Raw genomic sequence first — 11,522 nt, 5'->3', positions numbered from 1 at the left:
GGCTGTGGCGGCGCTGCCTGGGCGGCGGGCTCGCGGTGTGGGCGGCCACCGCGTGCCTGACCTGGGCGACCCGGAGCACGGCCCCGCTGCCCGCACTGGTGCTGCTCGGCGGCTTCCTGGTGCCGGTGGTCTTCGTGCTCTGGGCGTACGAGCGACACGGCCGCGATCTCGGGGTCAGCGCGGTCCTCGGCTGCTTCCTGGCCGGCGGCGCGCTCGGCGTGCCCGCCGCCGCGCTGGCCGGCTCGTCCGTGCCGCACCCCTCCCCCGACTGGTTCCTGACCGTCGCCCTGGCCGCGGAGACGGCCAAGCTGGGGGCGCTGGCGTTCACGCTGCGCCGTCAGCCGGGCATCCGCGGCACACGGGCCGGGCTGGCGCTCGGCGCGGCCGTCGGCGTCGGGTTCGCCGCGGTGGAGAGCACCGGGTACGCCCTCGCCGCGGCGCTCGCCGCCCCCTCGGGCCGGCTGGAGCCCGAGCTGCTGCGCGGGCTGCTCGCCCCCTTCGGGCAGGGCCTGTGGACCGCGGTCACCGGCGGCGCGCTGCTGGCGCTGCGGCGCCCGGACGGGCGTTTCCGGTGCGCCCCGCCGGTCGTCGCCGCGTGCATGGGGGTGTCCCTGCTGCACGCCCTCGCGGACGCCCTGCGCGCCGTCGCGCCCTGGCTGGTCGTACGGCTGACCGGCCGGGGCACGGAGCCCGGTCTGTTCGCGCCGGGGTACCCGCCCCAGCCGAGCGCCGCGCAGCAGCATCTGCTGACCCTGGTGTCCGCCGCCGGGCCGGCCCTTGTCACGCTGGCCGGGGCGGGCTGGGCGCTGTCACTCGTCCGAAGGAATCCGCCTTGGAAAAATACCCCCTAGGGGTATAGCCTGAAGAAGGTGGGGAACCCTCCGGGAACCCCTCCCCCACGCCACGACGAGGAGCAACGACATGAGCGCCCAGACCGACACCCCGGCCTCCGTCACCACCGTCTACCAGGTGACCGGCATGAGCTGCGGCCACTGCGAGGGATCCGTCTCCGGCGAGATCTCCCAGATCCCCGGCGTCACCTCGGTGAAGGCCGTCGCGTCCAGCGGCGAGGTCACCGTCGTCTCCGAGGCCCCGCTGGACGACGAGGCCGTCCGCGCCGCCGTCGACGAGGCCGGCTTCGAGCTGGCCGGCAAGGCCTGAGCACCACCCGCACCACCTCCTACCTTCCCCGACCGGGCCGTACCGACCAGCTGATACTGGCTCCGTGCGGTCCGGTCCGATGTCTGGAGTCCGGACATGACCAGCACCACCGCGCAGACACCCATGGCCCCGGGTGACGCGTCCCCGCCGTCCGAGGTCGAACTGCTCATCGGCGGGATGACCTGCGCCTCCTGCGCCGCCCGGGTGGAGAAGAAGCTCAACCGGATGGAGGGCGTCAGCGCCACCGTCAACTTCGCCACCGAGAAGGCGAAGGTCAGCTACGGCGCGGGCGTCGAGGTCGAAGACCTGATCGCCACCGTCGTCCGGACGGGCTACACCGCCGAGGAGCCCGCGCCCCCGCGGGCCGAGCCCGAGACGGCGGCCGGGGAGGCCCCCGGACCCGACTCCGAGCTGGGCGCCCTGCGCCGGCGGCTGCTCGTCTCCGTGCTGCTCGCGGCCCCCGTCGTGCTGCTCGCGATGATCCCGGCCCTCCAGTTCGACAACTGGCAGTGGCTGTCGCTGACCCTCGCCGCGCCCGTCGTCGTCTGGGGCGGCGCGCCCTTCCACCGCGCCGCCTGGACCAACGCCCGGCACGGCGCGGCCACCATGGACACCCTGGTCTCGGTCGGCACGCTGGCCGCGTTCGGCTGGTCGCTGTGGGCGCTGTTCTTCGGCCATGCCGGGATGACCGGCATGCACGACGAGTTCCGCCTTACCGTCTCCCGGATGGACGGCGCCTCCACCATCTACCTGGAGGTCGCCTCCGGCGTCGTCGCGCTGATCCTGCTCGGCCGCTACCTGGAGGCCCGCTCCAAGCGGCGCGCGGGGGCGGCCCTGAAGGCGCTGCTGGAGCTGGGCGCCAAGGACGTGGCGGTGCTGCGGGAGGGCCGCGAGGTGCGCGTGCCCGTCTCCGCCCTCGCGGTCGGCGACCGGTTCGTCGTCCGGCCCGGCGAGAAGGTCGCCACCGACGGCACCGTGGTGGAGGGCGTCTCGGCGGTCGACGCCTCCATGCTGACCGGCGAGTCGGTGCCGGTGGACGTCGGCCCCGGCGACAAGGTCACCGGCGCCACGGTCAACGCGGGCGGCCGGCTCGTCGTGGCGGCCACCCGGGTCGGCGCCGACACCCAGCTCGCCCGGATGGCGAAGCTGGTGGAGGACGCGCAGAACGGCAAGGCCGAGGTGCAGCGGCTCGCCGACCGGGTCTCCGCGGTGTTCGTGCCCGTGGTCATCCTGATCGCGCTCGCCACCTTCGGCGGCTGGCTCGGCGTCACCGGGGACGCGGTCTCCGCGTTCACCGCCGCCGTCGCCGTGCTGATCATCGCCTGCCCCTGCGCGCTGGGCCTCGCCACGCCGACCGCGCTGATGGTCGGCACCGGGCGCGGCGCCCAGCTCGGCATCCTGATCAAGGGCCCGGAGGTCCTGGAGTCCACCCGCCGTGTCGACACCGTCGTGCTGGACAAGACCGGCACCGTCACCACCGGCCGGATGACCCTCCAGGCGGTGTACGCCGCCGACGGCGAGGACGAGAAGGAGCTGCTGCGCCTCGCGGGCGCCCTGGAGCACGCCTCCGAGCACCCGGTCGCCCGCGCCGTCGCGGCGGGCGCCGAGGAGCGCGCCGGCGCACTCCCGGCGGTCGAGCACTTCGAGAACGTCCCCGGGCGGGGCGTGCGCGGGCGGGTGGACGGCCGCGAGGTGGCCGTGGGGCGCCTGTACGACGACGTTCCCGAGGAGCTGGCCCGCGCGGCGCGCGAGGCCGAGCGGGAGGGTCGTACGGCCGTCCTGGCGGGCTGGGACGGACGGGCCCGCGGGGTCCTCGCGGTCGCCGACGCGATCAAGGAGACCAGCGCGGAGGCGATCGGTGACCTGCGGGCCCTCGGACTCACGCCGGTGCTGCTGACCGGGGACAACCGGACGGTCGCCGAGTCGGTCGCGAAGGCCGTCGGCATCGACGCGGAGCACGTGTACGCGGAGGTGCTGCCCGAGGACAAGGTGGACGTCGTACGGCGGTTGCAGCGCGAGGGACGCGCGGTGGCCATGGTCGGCGACGGCGTCAACGACGCGGCCGCCCTCGCCACCGCCGATCTGGGCCTCGCCATGGGCACCGGCACGGACGCGGCGATCGAGGCCGGGGACCTGACGCTGGTGCGGGGCGATCTGCGCACGGCGGCAGACGCGATCCGGCTCTCCCGGCGCACGCTGGCCACGATCAAGGGCAACCTGGTGTGGGCCTTCGGCTACAACGTGGCCGCGCTGCCGCTGGCCGCGGCGGGGCTGCTGAACCCGATGATCGCGGGCGCGGCGATGGCCTTCTCCTCGGTGTTCGTGGTGACCAACAGCCTGCGGCTGCGCCGTTTCCGTTGAAATGGGGCCCCGAGTCCCCTAGAGACGGGCGCGAGCCTCACATAAGCTCTTCACAAGGCTCGCGCATCTTCCTTACGCAAGGGCTCCGTTCGTCATAACGGGGCTCTTGTGCATCAAAAGGACAAATGCAAGAGACGCAGATCACAGTGATGTGAACGTAACCATCGAAGGGGTTCGAAGGTCTAAGTTGGCGATGTCGGATCGGCGTCTTGGGGGGCGCTGACCCGGCATCTGGGGATGTCTTGGGGGACTTCCCCGGAGATGCGTTGCCGGGGCACGTACACCGGGAAGCTTTGAGCGGCCCTCCCGGCGTGCGATGTCCCGGCAGACCGCACCGACAGCGATTCAGGCGCTGTCCTCTCGAGCGCCCGGCCCGGATCCCGTGGGGGGAATCCGCACCGGGACATGGGAAGGCGCCCTGGTCGTCGGCCCGTGGGGGGACCGGCGGCTCAGGGCGCCTTCTGCCGTGTTCGGCGTTCCGTGTTCCGGCGCCGTCAGGACCGCCGGAACGCTTCAGGGCCCGCCCGTACGGGCAGGCCCTGTCAGTCGGTGTGCTCAGCGCTCGCCGACGGCGCGCGCGGCGCAGGCCGCCGACAAGGGGGCACCGGACGCGGCGCCCCCACCGGCAGGTGTCAGCGCTCCTCGACCGGCACGAAGTCGCGCTCGACGACGCCCGTGTAGATCTGGCGCGGGCGGCCGATGCGGGAGCCCGGCTCCTTGATCATCTCGGTCCACTGGGCGATCCAGCCCGGCAGGCGGCCGAGGGCGAACAGGACCGTGAACATCTCGGTCGGGAAGCCCATGGCCCGGTAGATCAGGCCGGTGTAGAAGTCGACGTTCGGGTACAGCTTGCGCTCGACGAAGTAGTCGTCGGAGAGCGCGTGCTCCTCCAGCTTGAGGGCGATGTCGAGCAGCTCGTCCGACTTGCCCAGCGCGGAGAGGACGTCGTGCGCGGCGGCCTTGATGATGCGGGCACGCGGGTCGAAGTTCTTGTAGACCCGGTGGCCGAAGCCCATCAGGCGGACGCCGTCCTCCTTGTTCTTCACCTTGCGGATGAAGGTGTCGACGTCGGAGCCCGAGTCGCGGATGCCTTCGAGCATCTCCAGCACGGACTGGTTGGCGCCGCCGTGCAGCGGGCCCCACAGCGCGTTGATGCCGGCCGAGATCGACGCGAACATGTTGGCCTGCGAGGAGCCGACCAGGCGGACCGTGGAGGTCGAACAGTTCTGCTCGTGGTCGGCGTGCAGGATCAGCAGCTTGTCCAGCGCGGAGACGACGACCGGGTCCAGCTCGTACTCGTCGGCCGGCACCGAGAAGGTCATGCGCAGGAAGTTCTCGACGTAGCCGAGGTCGTTGCGCGGGTAGACGAACGGGTGACCGATCGACTTCTTGTACGCGTAGGCCGCGATCGTCGGCAGCTTGGCGAGCAGCCGGATCGTGGAGAGGTTGCGCTGCTTCTCGTCGAACGGGTTGTGGCTGTCCTGGTAGAAGGTGGACAGCGCCGACACGACCGAGGACAGCATGGCCATCGGGTGGGCGTCGCGCGGGAAGCCCTTGTAGAAGTTCTTGACGTCCTCGTGCAGCAGCGTGTGCCGCGTGATGTCGTTCTTGAACGTCGTCAGCTCGTCAACGGTGGGCAGCTCGCCGTTGATCAGCAGGTACGCCACCTCCAGGAAGGTGGAGCGCTCTGCCAGCTGCTCAATGGGGTAGCCGCGGTAGCGGAGGATGCCCGCCTCGCCGTCGAGGTAGGTGACCGCGGATTTATAGGCGGCGGTGTTGCCGTACCCGCTGTCCAGGGTCACCAGCCCGGTCTGGGCGCGCAGCTTCCCGATGTCGAAGCCCTTGTCGCCGACGGTGCTGTCGACCACCGGGTAGGTGTACTCGCCGTCGCCGTACCGCAGTACTACAGAGTTGTCGCTCACGTCTTCCCTCACCGACGTAGTGCCTCATCTTCGAGGTGCCCTGACTGTCTCTACCATCCCCCATTTGGCTCAGGAGAGTGCACTCGGGGTCGACCATTGGGCCTATTGGCGGCACTCAGTGCCGCCAACCTGCTCATCCTGCCCCCTCGGAGAGGCATCTGGAAGTGCTCTGTGACCTTCACGACTCATTTGATCGATCATTTTTCGCGATGAGCCTGAAGTCCAGCGCCGTGCACCGCCGTCCGGCCGACACCGTGCGCACCGCCTGACCGATCGCCCGGCGCGAACCGACCAGCACCACCAGGCGTTTCGCCCGCGTGACGGCCGTGTAGAGCAGGTTCCGCTGCAGCATCATCCATGCTCCCGTGGTGACGGGAATCACCACGGCGGGATATTCACTTCCCTGCGAGCGATGGATGGTCACCGCGTACGCGTGCGCCAGTTCGTCCAGTTCGTCGTATTCATACGAGACCTCCTCGTCCTCGTCCGTCAGTACCGTCAGACGCTGGTCGACCGGGTCGAGCGAGGTGACGACGCCCACGGTGCCGTTGAACACACCGTTCTTCCCTTTTTCGTAATTGTTCCTGATCTGGGTCACCTTGTCGCCGACGCGGAAGACCCGCCCGCCGAACCGCTTCTCGGGCACGTCGGGCCGCCCCGGGGTGATGGCCTGCTGGAGCAGTCCGTTGAGGACGCCGGCCCCGGCGGGCCCCCGGTGCATCGGCGCGAGCACCTGCACGTCCCGCCGCGGATCGAGCCCGAACCTCGCCGGGATCCGCCGCGCCGCCACGTCCACGGTGAGCCGCCCGGCCTCCTCCGTGTCGTCCGCCACGAAGAGGAAGAAGTCCTTCAGCCCGTCGGTGAGGGGCTGTTGCCCGGCGTTGATCCGGTGCGCGTTGGTGACGACGCCGGACTGCTGGGCCTGCCGGAAGACCCGGGTGAGCCGGACGGCGGGGACGGGGCTGCCGTCGGCCAGCATGTCCCGCAGGACCTCGCCGGCCCCGACGCTGGGCAGCTGGTCGACGTCCCCGACGAAGAGGAGGTGGGCGCCGGGCGGCACGGCCTTGACGAGCTTGTTGGCGAGCAGCAGGTCCAGCATGGACGCCTCGTCCACGACGACGAGATCGGCGTCGAGCGGCCGGTCCCGGTCGTACGCCGCGTCTCCCCCGGGCCTCAGCTCCAGCAGCCGGTGCACGGTGGACGCCTCCGCCCCGGTCAGCTCGGCCAGCCGCTTGGCGGCCCGCCCGGTCGGCGCGGCGAGCAGCACCTTGGCCCGCCTGGCCCGGGCCAGCTCCACGATCGAGCGCACGGTGAAGGACTTGCCGCAGCCGGGGCCGCCGGTGAGCACGGCGACCTTCTCCGTGAGCGCGAGCCGGACGGCCGCTTCCTGCTCGGGCGCGAGGTCCGCCCCGGTACGGGTCTTCAGCCAGCCGAGGGCCTTCGCCCAGTCCACGTCCTGGAAGCCGGGCATGCGGTCCTCGCCGGTCCGCAGCAGGCGCAGCAGCTGGGCGGAGAGGGAGATCTCGGCGCGGTGGAAGGGCACGAGGTAGACGGCGGTCACGGGCTCGGTGCCGTCGGGTCCGGGCACCTTCTCGCGCACCACACCGGGGTCGGCGCCGTCCTCCGGCTCCCGGGCCAGCTCGGCGAGGCATTCGATGACGAGCCCGGTGTCCACCTGGAGCAGCTTGACGGCGTCGGCGATCAGCCGCTCCTCGGGCAGGAAGCAGTTGCCCTGGTCGGCGGATTGCGAGAGGGCGTACTGGAGACCGGCCTTGACGCGCTCCGGGCTGTCGTGGGGGATGCCGACGGACTGGGCGATCTTGTCGGCGGTGAGGAACCCGATGCCCCAGACGTCGGCGGCGAGCCGGTAGGGGTTCTTGCGGACGACGTCGATCGAGCCGTCGCCGTACTTCTTGTAGATCCGCACGGCGATGGAGGTGGACACCTCGACGGTCTGGAGGAAGAGCATGACCTCCTTGATCGCCTTCTGCTCCTCCCAGGCGTCGGCGATCTTCTTCGTCCGCTTGGGCCCGAGCCCCGGCACCTCGATCAGCCGGCCGGGCTCCTCCTCGATGACGCGCAGGGTGTCCAGGCCGAAGTGCCGGGTGATCCGGTCGGCGAAGACGGGCCCGATCCCCTTGACCAGCCCCGACCCGAGGTACCGCCGCATCCCCTGCACGGTGGCGGGCAGCACGGTCGAGTAGTTCTCCACCTGGAACTGCTTGCCGTACTGCGGGTGCGTCCCCCAGCGCCCCTCCATCCGCAGGGACTCCCCCACCTGGGCGCCGAGCAACGCGCCGACGACGGTGAGCAGTTCCGCGCCGCCCCTTCCGGTGTCCACCCGGGCGACGGTGTACCCGCTCTCCTCGTTGGCGTACGTGATCCGCTCCAGCACGCCTTCGAGCACGGCCGTCCGCCGCTCCCCGGCCTGGGTCCCCGCCTGTTGAGCCATGATCCGACGGTACCGGTGGGGGGTGACAGCGGATCAGGGGCGCCGGGCCGCGAGCCGGGCCGGCTCCTCGAGGGCCGGCCCGCCGGGGGCGAGGGCGTCGAGGCCCGTGCGGGCCTCGTCCACCATGGCCGGCGGGATGCGGCCCTCCAGCGCGAGCACGGCGCGGTACCCGGCGGCGGCCTCGTCGTCCTCCCCGAGCCGGGCGAGGGCGTGGGCCAGGTTGAGGTGGACCTCGGCGCCGGGCGTGTGGAACCCGCGGGCGTCGAACTGCCCGCGGATGGGCCGCAGCGCGCGGACCGCGTCCGCCCAGTGGCCCTGTGCGAGATGGACGAAGCCCACCTGGTAGCCGGCCGTCAGGGCGTCGGTGTCGCGTACGTTCGGCGGGATGCGCTCGTGGTTGCGGGGGTCGGCGAGGGCGTCCACGACCTCCTGGTGGGCCTCGACGGCCTCCCGCAGGCGGCCGGCCCTCTCCAGCAGGTTGATGCCCGCGATGGCCGCTTGCAGGTAGCCCCTGATGTCGTCGGCCCGGACGAACAGTTCCCTGGCGCGCGTGAGGTTGCCGGTCGCGGGCGCGTCGTCGCCGGCCACGTTCTGGAGCCAGCCGAGATAGAAATGGGCCCAGCCCTGCTGGGCGACGTCCCCGCCGGCCGTGGCGAGGCGCAGCGCGCGCGTGGCGGAGACGGCGGCCTCGTCGTGGCGGCCGCCCACCCAGTGGGCCCAGGCGACGTGGTTGCGGTGGGCGGCCTCCAGTCCGGGATCGCCCAGGGCCGCCGCGGACTCGGCGGCGCGCTGGAAGACCTCGGCCCAGTGGCCCCAGGACACCCAGAGGTCGGAGAACCAGTTCATGGCCTGTGCGACGTCCGTGACCGTGGCGTGCTCGCCGCCGGCGGCGGCCTCGCGGAGGGCCGCGAGCCAGTTGTCGCTCTCCGCCTTGAGCCAGCGCAGTGCCTGGTCCCGGTCGTCCAGGGCGACCAGGCGGCCGGGGTCCGGCGGCGGCGCGCCGTGGTCCGGCTCGTACCAGCGGCCGGCGAGGACCGCGGTCTCCAGCAGCCAGGAGCGCAGGCGGGCACCGGCCGCGGCCGCCCCCGCCTCGCCCTCCTCCGCGCGCAGCCGGGAGCGCGCGTACAACCGCAGCAGGTCGTGGAAGCGGTAGCGGTCCCCCGGTGAGGTCATCAGCAGTCCGGCGTCCAGCAGGTCGTCCAGCAGGTCCTCCGCGTACGGCAGCGACACGCCCGCGAGGACGGCGGCCGGCGGCGCGCTGAAATCGGGTCCCGGCACCAGGGACAGCAGCCGGAACATCCGCGCGGCCGCGGGAGCCAGACGCGAGTAGGAGAGCGAGAAGGCCGAGTTCACGCGCAGGTCACCGGCGCTGAGCGAGTCCAGCCGGCGGTCCTCGTCGGCGAGCCGGCCGGCCAGCCGCCGCAGGCTCCAGTTCGTCCGGGTGGCCGCCCAGTTCCCCGCCACCCGCAAGGCCAGGGGAAGGTGCCCGCACAGCTCGCTCACCGAGCGCACCGCGTCCGGTTCCGCGTCCACGCGCCCGTCGCTGACGATGGCCCGCAGCAAGGCGGTCGACTCGTCCTCGCTCAGCGCGCCGAGCTGCACCCGCCGCACCCCTTCCAGGCCGGCCAGGGTGCGCCTGCTGGTCACCACGGCCAGTACCCCGCCCTCCCGCGGCAGCAGCGGCCTGACCTGGGCCTCGTCGGCCGCGTTGTCCAGGATCAGGACCGCCCGCAGCCGGGCCGCGGAAGCGTGGTAGCGCGCCAGGCGCTCCTCGGCGCCCAGCTGGGCCACCTCGATGTCCCACGCCCCGAGCAGGCGCAGCACCGCCTCCTGCGCCGAGAGCGGGTGCTCCTCCAGCCCCCGCATGTCGAGCAGGAATTCGCCGTCGGGGAACGAGGGCGCGAACTCCTCGGCGAGCCGGAGCGCGAGGGTCGTCTTCCCGCTGCCCGGCGGACCGGACACCACCGCCACCGGTGGCACGTCCCCGTCCCGGTCCTGCCCTTCGGCGGCCCGCTGCGCCAGGGCACGCAGCGCGGACAGCTCCGCGTGCCGTCCGACGAAGTCCCGCACGCCCCTGGGCAGGGTGCAGGGGGAGGCCTTGACCCGGGCGGAGGTGCCGGTCACCGGACGGCCCGCGCGGACGACGGCCAGCAGTTCGGCACGCGCCGCCTCGTCCAGGCCGAGGCCCTGGGCGAGCGCGGTGAGCGTCCCGCGCTGCGGGCGCTGGCTGCGGCCCCGCTCCACGTCGCCGATCGTGCGCACCGAGACGCCGGACGCCTCGGCCAGCTCCTCGATCGTCAGCCCGAGGTGCTGCCGCGCCTCCCGCACCAGCCGGCCGGCCGGTGATCCGCCACCGGTTTCCACCGCCTCGCTCATGGTGTGTTCCCGTTGCTCCGCGATCTCGCCGATGGTCCTCCGCCCATCACTCCGGGTGAAGCTTGCCTCAAAGCATCCCACGCCCCACGGCACCGACTTACCGTGACGGACCATCACTTTCCCGCCAGGTCACGATTGGGTTTCGGCCAACCCTGCCCTCTTGTCACCACTCGTGTAATCGATTCCAATCGTTTCTCGCGTCTCGATGTAATCGATTCCAAGCGTCACGAGTTCACAAGGAGGTGGGCCGGAGGTGGCGAGCATCAAGGATGTCGCCGCCGCGGCGGGCGTGTCCGTCGCGACGGTTTCCCGTGTGCTGAACGCGCATCCGTCGGTCAGTGCGGACGCCCGCGGCCGTGTGCTGGCCGCCGTCGAGGCGCTCGGGTACCGGCCGAACGCCGTCGCCCGTTCGCTGCGCACCGACCAGACGCACACCCTCGGCCTCGTCATCAGCGACGTGCTGAACCCGTACTTCACCGAGCTGGCCCGGTCCGTGGAGGAAGAGGCCCGCTCGCTCGGGTACAGCGTGATCATCGGGAACGCCGACGAGCGGCCCGACCTCCAGGACCACCACGTGCGCAATCTGCTGGACCGGCGGATCGACGGGCTGCTGGTGTCCCCGACCGACGGCGGCTCGCCGCTGATGCTGGACGCCGCGCGGGCCGGCACCCCCATGGTGTTCGTGGACCGCTGGATCCCCGGCGTCGACGTCCCCGTCGTACGCGCCGACGGACGGGCCGCCGTGCAGGACCTCGTGGCGCACCTGTACCGGCTGGGCCACCGGCGGGTCGCGATCATCGCGGGACCGGCGGCCACCACCACCGGCAGCGAACGCGTCGAGGCGTTCCGGGCCGCGCTGGCCGAGTACGGGCTGTCCCTCCCCGACGTCTACACGGGCCAGGGCGACTTCCAGGCCGCCAGCGGACGCCGGGTCACCGAGGGGTTCCTCGACCTGCCCGAGCCGCCGGACGCCGTCTTCGCGGCCGACAACCTGATGGCGCTCGGCGCCCTCGACGCCGTCCGCGCGCGCGGGCTGCGGGTGCCGGACGACATCGCGCTCGCCGCGTTCGACGACATCCCGTGGTTCGTGCACACCGATCCCCCGGTCACCGCGATCGCCCAGCCCACGGGCGAGCTGGGCCGGGCCGCCGTACGGGCCCTGGTGGACCGGATCGAGGGGCGGCCGACCGCGTCCGTCACCCTCGCCGCCCGGCTCGTCGTCCGCCGCTCCTGCGGTGAGACCACGGAAG

7 protein-coding genes are annotated in these 11,522 nt (G+C 72.4%); 4 read left to right on the top strand and 3 right to left on the bottom strand.

Features of this window, described 5'->3' with window-relative positions:
• The 3 genes from FRZ03_RS19410 to FRZ03_RS19400 all read left to right on the top strand — a co-directional run.
• Positions 1-851, top strand: an 851-nt coding sequence (locus FRZ03_RS19410; RefSeq protein ID WP_261399258.1) for a PrsW family intramembrane metalloprotease, incomplete at its 5' end; no start/stop codon positions are given.
• Positions 852-921: 70 nt separating this feature from the next.
• On the top strand, positions 922-1,161 hold the full coding sequence (locus FRZ03_RS19405; RefSeq protein WP_146466440.1) for a heavy-metal-associated domain-containing protein: 240 nt from the start codon (positions 922-924) through the stop codon (positions 1,159-1,161).
• A 96-nt stretch (positions 1,162-1,257) separates the two neighbouring features.
• A complete protein-coding gene (locus FRZ03_RS19400) occupies positions 1,258-3,522 on the top strand; it encodes a heavy metal translocating P-type ATPase (RefSeq protein WP_146466439.1) in 2,265 nt (754 codons plus the stop codon).
• 632 nt (positions 3,523-4,154) lie between these two features.
• Here the strand turns inward: FRZ03_RS19400 and FRZ03_RS19395 are convergent.
• The 3 genes from FRZ03_RS19395 to FRZ03_RS19385 form a co-directional block, all read right to left on the bottom strand.
• Entirely contained in the window at positions 4,155-5,444 is a 1,290-nt protein-coding gene (locus tag FRZ03_RS19395; RefSeq protein WP_146466438.1) for a citrate synthase, read from the bottom strand.
• Positions 5,445-5,622: 178 nt separating this feature from the next.
• The gene (gene recD2, locus FRZ03_RS19390) at positions 5,623-7,896 is read right to left on the bottom strand and encodes an SF1B family DNA helicase RecD2 (protein WP_146466437.1); all 2,274 of its coding nucleotides are present in this window, start codon (positions 7,894-7,896) and stop codon (positions 5,623-5,625) included.
• Positions 7,897-7,929: 33 nt separating this feature from the next.
• Complete coding sequence (locus FRZ03_RS19385; protein ID WP_186785503.1) at positions 7,930-10,272, bottom strand: helix-turn-helix domain-containing protein; 2,343 nt, start codon at positions 10,270-10,272, stop codon at positions 7,930-7,932.
• A 253-nt stretch (positions 10,273-10,525) separates the two neighbouring features.
• On the opposite strand from FRZ03_RS19385, the gene FRZ03_RS19380 reads away from it, so the two are divergent.
• Positions 10,526-11,522, top strand: a 997-nt coding sequence (locus FRZ03_RS19380; RefSeq protein ID WP_146466435.1) for a LacI family DNA-binding transcriptional regulator, incomplete at its 3' end; no start/stop codon positions are given.

This window comes from Streptomyces misionensis, assembly GCF_007896895.1.
GTDB lineage: Bacteria > Actinomycetota > Actinomycetes > Streptomycetales > Streptomycetaceae > Streptomyces > Streptomyces misionensis_A.
Note: the sequence above shows the minus strand (reverse complement) of the source record. Positions and strands in the feature narration are given on the sequence as shown.

Coding starts and splice junctions, on each gene's coding strand:
- FRZ03_RS19405 (WP_146466440.1), top strand. CDS start 922: ATGAGCGCCCAGACCGACACCCCGGCCTCCGTCACCACCGTCTACCAG.
- FRZ03_RS19400 (WP_146466439.1), top strand. CDS start 1,258: ATGACCAGCACCACCGCGCAGACACCCATGGCCCCGGGTGACGCGTCC.
- recD2 (WP_146466437.1), bottom strand. CDS start 7,896: ATGGCTCAACAGGCGGGGACCCAGGCCGGGGAGCGGCGGACGGCCGTG.
- FRZ03_RS19385 (WP_186785503.1), bottom strand. CDS start 10,272: ATGAGCGAGGCGGTGGAAACCGGTGGCGGATCACCGGCCGGCCGGCTG.